At 65.9% G+C, this 14,831-nt stretch carries 10 protein-coding genes and 1 pseudogene; 2 read left to right on the top strand and 9 right to left on the bottom strand.

Annotated features, from left to right (window positions below):
* Positions 1 to 34: 34 nt before the first annotated feature.
* Positions 35 to 358, top strand: a complete 324-nt coding sequence (locus NX784_RS01245; RefSeq protein ID WP_258814857.1) for a KGG domain-containing protein — start codon at positions 35 to 37, stop codon at positions 356 to 358.
* 419 nt (positions 359 to 777) lie between these two features.
* Positions 778 to 1,968: pseudogene (glf, locus tag NX784_RS01240) on the top strand (UDP-galactopyranose mutase); the annotation flags it as partial.
* Here glf and NX784_RS01235 read toward each other — a convergent pair.
* The 9 genes from NX784_RS01235 to uxaC form a co-directional block, all read right to left on the bottom strand.
* Positions 1,969 to 4,089: an alpha-L-rhamnosidase-related protein gene (locus NX784_RS01235; RefSeq protein ID WP_258814856.1), complete on the bottom strand. Its 2,121-nt coding sequence runs from the start codon at positions 4,087 to 4,089 to the stop codon at positions 1,969 to 1,971.
* Positions 4,090 to 4,231: 142 nt separating this feature from the next.
* The gene (locus NX784_RS01230) at positions 4,232 to 5,470 is read right to left on the bottom strand and encodes a glycosyltransferase family 1 protein (protein WP_258814855.1); all 1,239 of its coding nucleotides are present in this window, start codon (positions 5,468 to 5,470) and stop codon (positions 4,232 to 4,234) included.
* Between the two features lie 409 nt (positions 5,471 to 5,879).
* Positions 5,880 to 7,106 carry a hypothetical protein gene (locus tag NX784_RS01225; protein ID WP_258814854.1) on the bottom strand — a complete coding sequence of 409 codons (1,227 nt, stop codon included), beginning with the start codon at positions 7,104 to 7,106 and terminating at the stop codon, positions 5,880 to 5,882.
* An 85-nt stretch (positions 7,107 to 7,191) separates the two neighbouring features.
* Positions 7,192 to 7,917, bottom strand: a complete 726-nt coding sequence (locus NX784_RS01220; protein ID WP_258814853.1) for a GntR family transcriptional regulator — start codon at positions 7,915 to 7,917, stop codon at positions 7,192 to 7,194.
* Positions 7,918 to 7,958: 41 nt separating this feature from the next.
* On the bottom strand, positions 7,959 to 8,897 hold the full coding sequence (gene kdgK / locus NX784_RS01215; RefSeq protein ID WP_258814852.1) for a 2-dehydro-3-deoxygluconokinase: 939 nt from the start codon (positions 8,895 to 8,897) through the stop codon (positions 7,959 to 7,961).
* Positions 8,898 to 8,943: 46 nt separating this feature from the next.
* Positions 8,944 to 10,239 (bottom strand): MFS transporter, encoded by a 1,296-nt coding sequence (locus NX784_RS01210; protein WP_258814851.1) that lies wholly within the window; start codon positions 10,237 to 10,239, stop codon positions 8,944 to 8,946.
* An 87-nt stretch (positions 10,240 to 10,326) separates the two neighbouring features.
* On the bottom strand, positions 10,327 to 11,754 hold the full coding sequence (locus NX784_RS01205; RefSeq protein WP_258814850.1) for a tagaturonate reductase: 1,428 nt from the start codon (positions 11,752 to 11,754) through the stop codon (positions 10,327 to 10,329).
* 8 nt (positions 11,755 to 11,762) lie between these two features.
* Entirely contained in the window at positions 11,763 to 13,361 is a 1,599-nt protein-coding gene (locus tag NX784_RS01200; RefSeq protein WP_258814849.1) for a UxaA family hydrolase, read from the bottom strand.
* Between the two features lie 10 nt (positions 13,362 to 13,371).
* Entirely contained in the window at positions 13,372 to 14,766 is a 1,395-nt protein-coding gene (gene uxaC, locus NX784_RS01195; protein ID WP_258814848.1) for a glucuronate isomerase, read from the bottom strand.
* Positions 14,767 to 14,831 lie beyond the last annotated feature (65 nt).

The following is a 14,831-nucleotide window of genomic DNA, read 5'->3' as shown; positions in this document are numbered from 1 at the left end:
CACCGGCGATTAACCAACTTTAAGGAGAACGATCATGGCATCGAACAACCAACAAGGCGGTAACAAGGGTAACAACCAGAGCGGCGACACCAGCAACCGCGGTTTCGCATCGATGGACCCGCAGAAGCAGCGCGACATCGCCTCGGAAGGCGGCAAGGCCGCCCACGCTTCGGGCAATGCCCACGAGTTCACCTCGGAAGAAGCACGCCGCGCCGGCTCGCAGAGCCACAAGAACGACGGCAACCAGCAAAGCCAGGGCGGCGGCAGCCAGCAGAGCGGCAACAGCACCCGCGGCGGTACGCCGGAGCAGCACGCCAAGGCCGGCTCGCAGAGCCACAAGAACGACAACAAGCGCTGATCGCAGCGCCTGCCCGGTCAGTCCGGGCAGTATGTCGACCTTCGAACCGCTGGCTTCGGCCGGCGGTTTTTACGTTTGCCGTCGCCGCAATCACGCATATTCCGTGACGCGTCCGAAAATGTTCCCGACCATCCCTCCAGCACGCCTTTCATTCGTATTGACGCGCCCGCCCGCTCTGCTGCCCCGTCCAATTGTGCGGGGCAAAACGACTGAACGATGATATATTTTTTGCACTATATTTCACATTCCAATCGTTCTGTAACCGCAAGTCGTTGCGGTGTTTACGCATGAACAGTGGCGCGAGAAATAGAAAGCACGCGGCGTGCGACAGGGTGCCATCTACTCGATAAAAAGCACAAGCGACAGGGGAGAAGACAAGCAAACCGGCAACGCATGCGCGGCAAGGCGTCCGTACGCACGGACGGCAAGGACAACCATCACATCAGGATAAGCGAATGAAAAAGAACATTGCCATCGTCGGGGCTGGATTTTCGGGAGCGGTCATCGCCAACCAGTTGGCCCATGCGGGCTACAACGTCGAGATCTTCGAGGCGCGCGACCACATCGCGGGCAATTGCCATTCGGAGCGCGACAGCGAAACAGGCGTCATGGTCCACGTCTATGGACCGCATATTTTCCACACCGATAACGAGCGCGCCTGGGAATTTGTGAACCGCTTCGCGGAATTCAAGCCGTACGTGAACCGCGTGAAGGCGATCACGGGCAACCGCGTCTTCACGCTGCCCATCAACCTGCTGACGATCAACCAATTCTTCGGCAAGACGTTCCGTCCCGCCGAGGCGCAGGCATTCATCCAGTCGCTGGGCGACAAGACGATCGAGAATCCGCAGACCTTCGAGGAACAGGCGCTGCGTTTCGTGGGCCGCGAGCTGTACGAAGCCTTCTTCAAGACCTATACGATGAAGCAATGGGGCCTGCATCCGAGCGAACTGCCGGCCAGCATCCTGAAGCGCCTGCCCGTGCGCTTCAACTACGACGACAACTACTTCAACCACAAATACCAGGGCATGCCGGCCGACGGCTACACGGCGCTCGTCGAGAACGTCCTGAAGGTGCCGGGCATCACCGTGCACCTGGGCACGCGCTTCGATCCCGCGTCCAAGACCGACTACGACCATGTGTTCTACAGCGGCCCCATCGATGCGTGGTTCAAGCACGTCGAAGGCCGCCTGCCCTACCGCACGCTGGACTTCGAAGTCTTCCGCGACACGGGCGATTACCAGGGCAATGCCGTCATCAACTACTGCGACGACGCCAAACCCTACACGCGCATCACGGAGCACAAGCATTTCTCGCCGTGGGAACAGCACGAGCGCACGGTCTGCTACATGGAATACAGCCGCCAGTGCGAGGAAAACGATACGCCGTACTACCCGATCCGCCAGGCGCGCGAAAAGGCGCAGCTCGAAAAATACGTGAACCTCGCACGCAACGAAACCAATGTGACCTTCGTCGGCCGCCTGGGCACCTATCGCTACCTCGACATGGACGTGACCATCCACGAAGCGCTGCTCACGTCGGACAAATTCCTCGAGGCCGCACGCGAAAAAGTGCGCATGCCGGCGTTCGCCATCGATCCACTGGCCTGATCACCGCCGCTCGACGACGACCGACTTGCCTGCCTCCAGCGCCAGTTCGTAGCGGCCGTCGCCTGCCTGGCGGATCGTGCCGGTGTCGCTGCGGGGCGGCGTGCTGCTGGCGAAGTGCAGCACGCCCGCGCCGGCAGCGGCCGCCGTGACCTTGATCCGCGCCGCGTCCGCGAACACGGCGACGTCGCCATGCGGTGTCGGGACCTTCCCCTCGATCCATTGCAACCCGCCCAGGTCGGGTTCCACGACGTACGCCGCGTATCCCGGCTGCGTCGGCTTCACCCCGAGGTAGTATCTGCCGAGCAGGTACAGTGGACTGGCACCCCACGCATGGCACAGGCTCTTGCCGAAGGGCTTGCCGTACATGGCATAGCGTGCGGCGCCCTGCACGTTCGGGTCGTACTCTTCCCAGAAACAGGTCGCGCCCGCGCGCAGCATGCCGCCCCAGTAATCCTTGATCTCGCGCGTCACGCGGGCCTGCTGCCCGCTCTCCGCGAGCGCCGCCAGTTCGTAGAATCGCATGTACGGCGTCGTGATCTTCGGCACGGCGTCGTTCATGAGGACGTTGCGGCGGATGGCGTCGGCCTGCCCGCCGTCCACGTCGCCGAACAGCAGCGCGAACATGTTCGGATGGCGCGTCACGAGCGGATTCGTTTTGCCGTCCTTGCGGCCGTGGATGAACGCCTGTCGCTGCGGGTCCCAGAACGCGCTCCGGATCTTCGCCTTCAGGTCGGCGGCCAGCCCACGGTACGTGGCCGCTTTCGCATCGTCGTGCGCAAGTGCCGCGCAGTCGGCCATCGCTTCCAGGCTGCGCGCGAACAGCAGCTGGATGACCGTCAGCTCGCCGTCCTTCGGCATGTCGGCCCAGTCGACGAATACCCAGTCGCCCGGCTGCCCTTCCAGCATGCCGTTCGCGTTGCGCCGCCCCAGCACGAAGTCCATCAGCGTGACCATGCGCGGATAGATGGCTTGCACGAACTCGGTGTCGCCCGTGTACTGGACATAGTCGCGGATGCCGATGAACCAGTACAGCGAATAGTCGAGGATCGTGTTGATGTGCATGTCGACGGGGTCGGCGCCGCGCAGCGCCCACGTCGTCCGCTTGACCGTGTCGCCGTCGAAGGAGGCGTAGTAGTTCATCAGGTACGCCTGCACGGCGTCGCCGGACCAGATCCAGTGATCGCGCTTGACGCCGTCGATGAAGAATTCGCGTGTGTTGAGTTCCAGGGTGCGCTGCGCAACGTCCCAGATGCGGTTCAACTCGTCGTCCGAGCTGCGGAACGCGCCGCGGTGTGTGACGGGCAGGTATTCGTACTGGAGTGCCACGTCACCGAAGCGCAAGCCGCGGTCGGCGCGCACGCGCACGTAGCGCATGGCGCGTGACGTGGGCGCCGCGAATGTGCGGTGGTGATGGGCTACGGTGAAATTGTCGAGCGTTTCCGCGCCCTCTTCGGACATCGCCTCCTCGCGCGATTCGCCGTAATAGAAGGTCACGCGGCCGCTGCCAATCAGGTTCTTCAATTGAACGAAGCCCGTCGTTTCCTGGCCGAAGTCGACGAGGACGCCGTGCGCATCACGCTCGACAGCGACGGGACGCACCTCGCGGGTGGCCAGCCGGTAGTGCGACGGCGGATCGTCCGGCGCCGCGAAATGCCAGTGCGCGGCATGGTCGGCCGTTGGCGCATTCGGCCGCGGTCCGACCGTCCACGACGAATCGGACCGGATCGTCGTGCCTTGCACGAGCACGGCCGGCGGCGATGCCGGATTGTAGACCTGGATATTCAGCGCATGCCTGCCGGCCGGCACGCGGATGTGCCGCTGGTCGCCGTGGACGAAGCGGCCGTCGATGGCGACGTTGTACGTGCCTTCGACGGTGATGACGATGTCTTCCGGCGCGGCGAGGTCCACCCGCCGCATGAAGTTCACCTGCGGCTGGTGGCTGTACATGCGCCAGAACGGCGGCCAGGCGACGTCGCGTTCGACGCGCTGCACCTGCATCCGGTTGCTGAGCCAGATATCGAAATCGCCCGGCGCCCAGATCCAGGTCGCCGCGTCTTGCGCGCCCGCGGCGCCGCACAGAAGTGTCAGCACGAGGCCGATGAAGAGTGAATACAGTCGCATCGGCGCATTGTATTCACGAGATGCCCCGGCCAGGACGGGCTACGCGAAATAATCGGCCGGCTGAGCGATTTCTGACTGATGCGCGTGACGCGTGATGCGTCACACAAAAGGCCGGCGCGCCTGCGCCGGCTCGTGGACCACCTTAGCCGGCGGCCTTCGCCATGCCATCCTTCGGCACCATGCGCGACGCCAGCGCCGCGATCGGCAGCGGATTGACGTTCTCGGCATTGACGACGTCGTCGAAGTCCGCCTCTTCCGCCCGCGCGATGAAGCGCTGGGCCTTGTTGCTGGGGGCGGTCGTCTGGATCAGGTGGTGCATGCTGGCGGCCGTCTTGTCCCACGACGTGTTGGCGACGATCGCACGCATGCGGTCGACCAGCGCCGACTTCTGCTCGTCGTTCATCGCGAGCATGCGGTCGCACGCGGCGATGAATTTTTCCGGCGTGTCGGCGATGGCGACGACGTCCCCGTACGGCACCTTCACGTCCGTGATCGGCGTGCTGACGGACGGCAGTTCGGCCGCCATGTATTCCAGCACCTTGGTGGGGCTGATGAACTTGGTCGATTCGTTCAGCGCGAACGGCAACAGGCAGACGTCCCAGCCGGCCAGGAATTGCGGCAGCTGGTCATACGTGCGCTGCCCCATGTAGTGGATGTTGTTCGCGCGCGGCAGGTTGGCCGGGTCAATCTTCACCACCGGGCCCACGAGCACGATCTGCCAGTCCGGGCGGGCTTCCGCGACCTGCGTGATGAGGTCCGTGTCGAAGCGTTCGTCGATCACGCCGTAGAAGCCAAGGCGCGGACGCGGCAGGTGGTTCTGTTCGGCGTGGCTGTCGTCACGGTCGAGGGCCTTGCGGAAGTGCTTGGCGTCGACGCTGCTGGAGAAGCAGTGCGCGTTGGCGTGGCGGTCGCGCTTGGACTGGTACAGGCTCGGGCCGCCCGTGAAGCACAGGTCGGCGATGTTCAGCAGCGCGTTCTCACGCTGCAGCAGCTGTTTCGGGGCATTCTTGAAGGCGGCCAGTTCGTCCATGCAGTCGTAGATGACGAGAGCCGGATCGAAGCCTTGCAGCAGCGGCAGGGCCATCGGGGTGTAGAACCAGACGACGGGACGCTCGCCTTCCGGGACGAGGTCGGCCAGCAGCGTTTGCAGCGTGGGGATCTGGTCGTCGTGGAAGCCGGGGGCCTGGATACCGGTATGCGGCTGGCACACCGTGATGTTCGGCGCGACGGCCGTCTTCTTCAGGTGCGCCTCGCCCGCGTCATACACCGGCTCCTCGACGAACAGGATTCGGTAGTGTTCCGCCAGGCGAGTCATGAGGTGCTGGGGGCGCTGGAAGACGAAGTCCCAGCGCAGATGGCAAAACACGATCAGGGTCGGCATGTTGATTTCCTTTCGCCTTGGGGCGTTCTAGTTGATCTGGATTCAAGGCCAGCCACTGATGCATCGATGCTTGGAAAACACCGACAGATCAGATGCCGGACCAGTGAATCGTATCATGCAAATTTCTTAAGATTTTCATTTATGCATTGCAATATTTGCATCAAGAAAGGTGCGAACGGCGCGACTGTCCGGGTCTCCCTGGGAGAGCTCGGCAGAGCGCCCAACCTTGTAGGTTCCCTCCTACGGGGACAGAGGAAAAAGCACTACGAAATCGCATCGTCTGCGCTTGCGCGACAGCCCGTGCGCACGGGCTGCGAATGGGGATTTTCAGAGGGAGAATGCCGCGCCGGACGGCGCGGCGACAGCGCCGGGCGGGAACGTCCGCACCCGCCACGCATGACGGTTGAGGTCAGGCCGAAAGATAGGGTTCCGCGCTTTCCGGCTCGCCCGCCGCATCGAAGCCGCGGGCCAGCAGGATGCCGTCCAGGCCGACCGTGCCCAGCGCATCGCACAAGTCTTCCAGTTCGGCTTCCAGGTGGGCGGCCAGGTCCAGCGGCTTGTCCACGGTGGCCAGCGGTGGGCCGCCGTCCAGCGGGTACAAGTTGATGCGCAGTACGGCTTCGCCGTTCGCTTCGACGGGCGCGACGACGGCCTTGATGCGGTCCGGCGCGCGCTGCTGCTCGTCGAGCCGCTGGTTGACTTCGGCCAGCGTCGCCAGCATCGACAGCTCGGCCACGCCTTGCTCCTTCGCGCCGTAGAACAGGTCCTGGTACAGGAAGTTCAGCTCGACCCCGGCCGGGTGACTCGACAGGCAGCGCTGCAGCAGCGGTGCGACACTCCCTGCCCACATGCGGTAGCGGGCCATGCGTCCTTCGAAATAGGCGTCGCCGGCCGCCTCGTCGGCCGGTACCTCGTAGAACGGGTCGTCCGCGGCCTTCAGCGCGAAGCCGAGGAGGAAGCGCAGTTCCATCGCCTCGTCGTCCGGACCGTAGTCGCCGCCCTCCCACGGCCGCATGCTGGCCGCGATGGCGGGCGTGGGCACGAGCTTGCGCGAGCGCATGGCGGCATAAGCTTCGCGCAGCATCTCCTGCAGGTCGCTGTAGCGGATGCGATCGACGCCGTCCAGGTCGTACAGATGGCGCACGACGACGATGCGCGTGCCTGGGCTGGCGAGGCCGGCCTGGCGGAAACTGTCCATCAGTGCTTCGAAATCGGCGTCGTCGCGGAACACGTCCGTCTCGACGAGGCCGCCCGTGCTGTGCACGAACAGCGGGATCATGAACGCGTCGATCTCCATTTCCACGTCGTCGTCGCCGCGCACGTGCAACGTGGCCGCTTCTTCCTCGACGCGTTCGCGCAGCAGGCGGCAGCAGTCGGCGTCCGTGTAGCGGGCGACCTCGATGGCGCCGCCCAGCACGTCGTCGTGCTTGCGTCGCAGCAGCCGGCGGATCAGCACCGTCAGCTCCTGCCGCCGCGCCGCGAGCGTGGCCGGGTCGGCCGATTCCCGCTCGGTGATCTCGAGCGCCAGGTCGACGAGGTTCTGCGCGAGCGCGTCGGGATCCGCCTCCACCGGCTTGGCGGGTTTGCGGTTGGGCTGGGCCGACGGGCCCTTGGCCGGGCGCTTGTTGTTGGGCATGGCAGACTTCATCAAAGTGGACAAGGTGCCATGGTAGCAAATCGGTCGCGCGGGACCCAAGCCCGACGCGCGTCCGGACGTCGCATCAGCGCGCGGGCCGGGTGTCGAGGTGCGTCGTGAAGAATTCCGGACGCAGTTTGCGTGTGATTTCCAGGACGGGCATCACGTGGTCGAGGTGTTCGCGCATGGCGGCGACGGCGCGGGCCGGATCGCGCGCCTCGATGGCGTCGACGACCGCGCGGTGCTCTTCCAGCACGCCCGCCATGCGGCCTTCCAGCGGCAACGTGAGCTGGCGGTAGCGGTCCATCTGCGTCTTGGCCTGCTGGATGATGGGCCACACGCCCGGATAGCCGGACAGTTCGGCGAGCAAGGCGTGGAAGCGCTCGTCCGTGCGGTGGAACGCGCCGAAATCGTTCGCGCCGATCGCGGCTTCCTGCTCGGCCAGGATCGCGCGCAGGCGCGCCGCGTCGTCGGGGCCCACGCGTGCGGCCGCCTTTTCGATGATCGCCGTCTCCAGCGCATGGCGTACGAGGTTCGCCTCTTCGAGCGCGTCCAGCGGGATGCGCGCGACGAACGTGCCGGAGCGCGGCACGATCTCGATCAGTCCCTCGTCGGCCAGCCGCTGCACGGCCTCGTGCACGGGCGTGCGGCTCGTGCCGAATTCCTCGGCGATGTCGCGCTCGACGACGCGCGTGCCGGGCAGCATGGCCATCTCGACGATGCGCCGGCGCAGGCACAGGTAAACGCGGCGCGATGCGCTCAAGCCGCTTTCGGCCTCGCCCACGGTGGCGGGTGGAATCGGAGTGTTCATGGTCGGCAGTGTAGCGAAACTCTGGTGTCCGAGGAGCGTGTTCACTCGCCCGGCATCGCGTCGCGGGGGATGATCGCGCCGCGGTGGCGGATGACGGTCCCGGCCAGGCGGTGGCCGGCGCGCGCCGCGTCGTCCGGTCCCTTGCCGGCCAGGCGCGCGGCCATGTACGCGGCGCCGAACGAGTCGCCGGCCGCCGTCGTGTCGATGACGTCGCGTACGGGCGCGGGCGCGACCTCGTGCAGGATGCCGTCGTGCCAGACGACGCACGGCGCCCCGCCGCACTTGACGACGACTTCGCCCACGCCCAGCGCGCGCGTGCGCTCGACGACCGCGCGGGCATCGGCCGGGCCGTACAGCGCGACCTCGTCGTCGAGGGTGAGCAGCGCGATGTCGGCGTGCGCGAGCACGCGGCCGTAGACGTCGCGCGCCACGGCCGGGCTCTCCCACAGGCGCGGGCGGTAGTTGTTGTCGAAGACGACGGTGCCGCCCGCGGCGCGGCATTGCGCCAGCGTGGCGATCAGGCGATCGCGGTCGCCAGGGGCCAGGATCGCGAGGCTGATGCCCGACAAATACACCATGCGCGCGCCGGACAGCCGGTCGAGCACCGCACCCGCGCCAGGCGCCGCCAGCCAGTGCCGCGCGGCCGAATCGCGGCGCCAGTAGTGGAAGCGGCGTTCGCCGTCCGGGTCGGTCTCGATCATGTAGATGCCCGGCAGGCGGTCCGGCAGTTGCTGCACGCACGACGTGTCGATGCCCTCGCGCGCCCACGCGGCCAGCATCTCGGCGGACATGCCGTCGGCGCCGAGGCCCGTCACGTATGCAACGTTCGTCTCGGCAGGATCGAGCAGGCGCGCCATGTACACGGCCGTGTTCAGCGTGTCGCCGCCGAAGCGGTAATCCATCGTGCCGCCCTGCCCTTGCGCGGTCTTCTGCAATTCGATCATGCATTCGCCGATCGCGTAGACGGTGTGTGCGCCCATCGTTGGTCCTTGTCGTCGTGTGGTTGGTGTTGGTCAGCCCGGCAGTTTACCGGATGCCGGCGACGGCCGGGGCATCCGTTTTGACGGGCGTGCGCGGGCCGCCCTCGCGCACCAGCGTCCACACGACGATGGCCGCGAGCACGTCGAACACGGCGAGCACGACGAACATCGGGCTGTAGCCGGTGTGCGTGACGAGCACGCCGAACAGCAGCGTGAACAACGTGGCACCCAGGTAGCCGGACATGCCGGCCAGGCCCGTCGCCGTCGCCACCTCGTTCTTGCCGAAGACGTCGGACGTGATCGCATAAAGCGCGCCGGACAGCGTCTGGTGCGCGAAGCCGCCGATGCAGAGCAGGAAGATGGCCGTGTACGGGCTCGCCACGAGGCCGATGCAGCCGGGTGCGATCATGCACAGCGAGCCGAACGCCATCACCCACTTGCGCGAGTCGAACAGCGACACGCGCAAGTGCCGATGCATGAACGGCGACAGATAGCCGCCCAGCACGCAGCCGATGTCGGCGGCCAGGAACGGCAGCCACGCGAACGCCGCGATTTCTTTCAGGTTCATATGGCGTTCCGTCGCCATGTACAGCGGAATCCACGCGTTGAACGTCTGCCAGGCCGGTTCGGACAGGAAGCGCGGGATCGCGATCGACCAGAAGTTGCGGCTCCTGACGATCTGGCGCCACGACGCCTTCGCTGCGCTGTCCTGGTGCTTCGCTTCCTGGCCCGCGAGGATGTAGTCGCGCTCCGCGTCCGACAAGCGCTTCTGGTCGCGCGGGTGCTTGTAGAACACGGACCACAGCACGGTCCACGCGATGCCCAGCACGCCGACGATGACGAACGCCCACTGCCAACCCGCGTGCAGGATCGCCCAGACGACGAGCGGCGGCGCGCACAGGGCGCCGATCGACGAGCCGATGTTGAACCAGCCGATGGCGACGGAGCGCTCGCGCGCCGGGAACCATTCCGTCGTCGCCTTGACGCCGGCCGGGATGCCCGCCGCTTCCGTCAGGCCCAGCAAGCCACGGAAGAACGCCATGCTCTGCCAGCCCGACGCCAGCGCGGCGCACGCGCACGCGAGCGACCACGCGAACGCGAACACGGCGAAGCCGATCTTGGTGCCGATCGCGTCCAGCACGAAGCCGGCGACGGGCTGCATGACGGCATAACAGACCTGCCACGCGACGACGATGTACGAATACTGCTTCGTGTCGATGTGCAGGTCGGCCATCATCGTGGGGGCCGCCACCGACAGCGTGTTGCGTGCCAGGTAGTTGACGATCAAGCCGAGCGTGACCAGCCCCACCATCCACCAGCGCATGCCCTTCAATTTTTTCATCGTGTCTCCTCCGGCGCCTGGTCGGGCGCGCGATCCCGGACCGCTCGGCGCGCCGGCGGTCTCTCTCGATCGGTTGATATTGGTGAATTAACCCAGCAGTGCCCGGATGCCCAGTCCGTCGATGTCGCGCAAGTTCGCGGCCAATTGCGCGGCCAGGCCCGGCACGGCGTTCAGGTCGCGGCCCCACAGCGCGCTGTGGGCGAGCCAGCCGCGCGCGAGGTCGTCCAGCGTCCACTCCCCTGCGCCCACCTTGTCCCAGCCGGCGCGGAACCAGGCCAACGTGGCGGGATCGTCCGCCAGGTCGATGACGCCGCCACGGTACAGCACCATCGTCGCGGCCATCGCGAGCACGAGGCGGCGCGGCAGGCGGCCGTCGTGCAGCTCGGCGTAGCGCAGCAGCTGCGGCAGCACGCGCGCGGCGAACTTGCTCCAGCTGTTCAGCGCGATCGACGCGAGCCGGTGGTGGATGGCGGGGTTGCGGAAGCGACGCAGCACGTCGGCCGCGAACGCATCGAGGTCGGCGCGGTCCATTTCGAGCGCCGGGATGATCTCCTCGTCGATGGCGGCGCGCAGGAACGCGCCGGCCTGTTCGTCGTCGACGGCCGGGCCGACGGCTTCCAGGCCGGCCAGCAAGGCGACCGGCACGAGCGTCGTGTGGCCGCCGTTCAGGATGCCCACCTTGCGCTTCTTGTACGGCGTGATGTCGTCGACGAGCTTGACGTTGAGGTCCGCGCCGGCCAGCTTCAGTTCTTCGCCGACAAGGGCCGGGCCCTGGATCACGAACAGGTAGTAGTACTCGGCCGCCACGAGGAACGGGTCGGGATAGCCCAGTTCCTGCTCGATCTGCGCCGCGTCCGCCGCCGGATAGCCGGTGACGATGCGGTCGACGAGCGTATTGCAGAACGTGCACGCGTCGCCGATCCACGCGGCGAAGCCGGCCGGCAGCTGCCACAGGCGCGCATAGTGCAGCACGGCGTTCTTCAGCGCGTCTCCGTTCTTGTCGATCAGTTCGCACGGCAGCAGGATCACGCCTTTGTCCTGGGCGCCTTCGAACGCGAGGTAGCGCGCGAACAGCAGTTGGGTGAGCTTCGCGGGGAACGTCACCGGCGACGCGTCGGCATAGCGGTCGGTGTCGTTGACCGTGATGCCGGCCTCCGTCGTGTTCGAGACGACGAAGCGCAGGTGCGGATTGGCGGCCTGTGCGAGGTAGTCCGCATACATCGTCGCCGGGTCGATCTCGCGCTGCACGCATTCGACGGTGCGGTATTCCTTCACGGGCTGGCCCGCTTCGTCGAGACCGCGCACGAGCACCGTGAACAGGCCGTCCTGCACGTCCAGCAGCGGTGCGGAACCGCCCCCGCGCGGACGCACGACGACGACGCCCGCATCGAGGCCCGTGCGCTCGTTCAGCAGGTCGACCTGCCAGTCGAAGAAGCCGCGCATGAAGTTGCCCTGGCCGAATTGCAGGATTTTGACGGGATGCGCGAACGGTGTGGTGCGGCGGAGTTGGTTCATGAGGGTCCTTACAGCGAGATATCGCGTTTCCAGAAAATGAAGTCGTATTGCTGCAGCCGGTCGGCCTTGCACTTGTATTGGCCACCCGCCGTCGCGACGACCATGTCGAACAGGCCGCGCGCCACGTCCGGCAGCGGCTGGCCTTCGATGATCGGGCCGCAGTCGTAGTCGATCAGGTCGGCCAGCTTCGTGGCGACGCGGCTGTTGCTGGAGATCTTCAGCACCGGCACGATCGGGTTGCCCGTCGGCGTGCCGAGGCCCGTCGAGAACAGCACGACATTCGCGCCCGACGCGACGATGCCCGTGACGGATTCGACGTCGCCGCCCGGGGTACACAACAGCGCGAGGCCCTGCTTGTCGGTCTGCTCGCCGTAGTCGAGCACGGAGACGATCGGGGACGTGCCGCCCTTCTTTGCGGCGCCGGCCGATTTCATCGCGTCAGTGATCAAGCCGTCGCGGATGTTGCCCGGGCTCGGGTTGTCGGCGAAATGCGTGCCGACGGCGAGCGCGCGCTGTTCGAAGTCGCGCATCATGCCGAGGAAGCGGCGCTTGTCCTCGTCCTCGACGCAGCGCTCGATCAGGCTCGCCTCCACACCGCACAGTTCCGGGAACTCGGCCAGGATCGACGAGCCGCCCACGGCGACGACCATGTCCGACACATAGCCCATCGCGGGATTCGCCGAGATGCCGGAAAAGCCGTCCGAACCGCCGCATTTGACGCCGATCTTCAGGTGCGACAGCGGCACGGGCCGACGCGTGACCTTGTTCGCTTCCTTCAGGTGCGACAGCGTGTCCTGCAGCACCGCCTTCATCATCTTTTCTTCGCTGTCCCACTGCTGCTGCTCGTAGATCAGCACGGGCTTGTCGAAGTCGGAATTCTGCTTGGCGAGCGCGTCCTTGAACATGCCGATCTGCGCGTTCTGGCAGCCCAGCGAGAACACGGTGATGCCGGCCACGTTCGGGTGGTCGGCATACGCCGCGAGGATCTTGCACAGCGAGCGCGCGTCCGCGCGCGTGCCGCCGCAGCCGCCGTTGTGCGTGATGATGCGCACGCCGTCCACGTTCGGGAACGGGCGCACGACGGGCTTCGGCGCTTCCATGTCCTCGCCGAGCAGCTGGAACGTAAGCGACGCGAGGTCGTTCGTCGCGTAGCCCAGCGGGCCTTCGAGGGCGTTGCGCAGGTGTTCGACGTTGCGGTTCTCGCAGAACACGAGGGGGAAGATCAGCCAGACGTTCGCCGTGCCCACGCGCCCGTCCGCGCGCATGACGCCGTCGAACGTCGCTTCCTGCAGGCCCGCCACGTCGGGCGGGGTCCACGTATAAGGCTTCGACTCCCCGATCTCGACTTCGGATGCGTAGTGGGCGAGATTGTCCGTCGTGACGGCCTCGCCCTTGCGGATGGGCTGCGTGGCCTTGCCGACGACGACGCCGTACATGCTCAAGAGGTCGCCCTCTGCGAAGGCGCGGCGCGCCAGCTTGTGCTTCGTCTTGATGGGCGTCGATACGAGGATGTTCTCGCCGTTCCACGTCACGACATCACCCGGCGCCAGGTCGGCCAGGGCGACCAGCATGCTGTCGTCCGGGTGAATGCAGATCACTTTTTGCATGGTTGCCCAATCAGAGCTTGAAGTAGTTCTTGGCGTTGTCGTAGCAGATGCCGCGCACGATCGTCGCGAGCGCATCGAAGTCGTCCGGGTACTCGCCGGCGGCGACCCATTCGCCCAGCTGGCGGCACACGAGGCGCCGGAAGTAGTCGTGGCGCGGGTACGAGGCGAAGCTGCGCGAGTCCGTCACCATGCCGACGAAGACGCCCAGCACGGAGTGGTTGCCGAAGGCGATGAGCTGGTTCAGGTTGCCGAGCTTGTGGTCGTTGAACCACCACGCCGGGCCGAACTGCACCTTGCCTGCGACGCTGCCGTCCTGGAAATTGCCGACCATCGTCGACAGCACCTCGTTCATCGCCGGGTTCAGGTTGAACAGCATCGTCTTCGGCAGCTGGTCGTGGGCGTCCAGCGCGGACAGCAGCGCGACGAGGCCATTACTGGTCGTCATGTCGGAAATCGAATCGAAGCCCGTGTCCGGGCCGAGCGTCGCCAGCATGCGTGCATTGTTGTTGCGCATGGCGCCGATGTGGAAGCACATCGTCCAGTCGTATTGCGCATAGACGGCGCCGATGGCTTCCAGCAGGCCGCGCAGGTACTGCGCCTGTTCGAGGTCGTCCAGCAGGTCGCCGCGCATGCGCTTCGCGAACATGCCTTCCAGCTGCTCCGGCGTGGCGGCGACCGTTGGCAGCGCGATGTCGATCGCGTGGTCGGAAATGCGGCCGCCGCGTGCGTGGAAGTAGTCGACGCGCTTGGTCAGCGCGGCGATCAGCGTCGCGAACGAATCGATCCGCACGTCCGCGACTTGCGCCAGGTGCGCGACGTAGTCGACGTAGCCAAGGTTATTGATGCGCATGGCCTTGTCGGGTCGGTAGGCCGGCAGCACGCGCGTCTTCAGCGCGGACTTGGCGATCTCGCCGTGCTGCAGCAGGTCGTCGGCCGGGTCGTCCGTCGTGCAGGCGATTTCCACCTTCGCCTGCTCGAGGAACGTCCAAATGTCCATCGTCGCGAGCTTGGCGTTGGCCTGCTCCCAGATCGCTTCGGCGTTCTTTTCGTTGATGACGAGGTCGATGCCGAAGATGCGGCGCAGTTCCAGGTGGCTCCAGTGATAGATCGGGTTGCCGATGGCCAGCGGGAGCACCTTGCAGAACGCGAGGAATTTTTCCTTGTCCGACCGCTTGCCCGTGCAGTAATCCTCGGATACGCCGGCCGTGCGCATCAGGCGCCATTTGTAGTGGTCGCCGCCCAGCCACAGCTCGGCGATGTTGCGGAACGTCTTGCGCGCGGCGATCTCGCCCTGCTGCAGGTGCGAGTGATAGTCGATCACGGGCAGGTCGGCCGCGACCTCGTGGTACAGCTTGCGGGCGACGTCGGTCGTGAGGAGGAAATCCTGGTCCATGAAGGCGGTCATGTCGTGTTGCTCCTGGCGGTTGAACTGATATATCAGGATGGTAAGGCTAATATATTAGTGGCGCA

It is taken from the genome of Massilia pinisoli (genome assembly GCF_024753285.1).
GTDB lineage: Bacteria > Pseudomonadota > Gammaproteobacteria > Burkholderiales > Burkholderiaceae_D > Telluria > Telluria pinisoli.
Note: the sequence above shows the minus strand (reverse complement) of the source record. Positions and strands in the feature narration are given on the sequence as shown.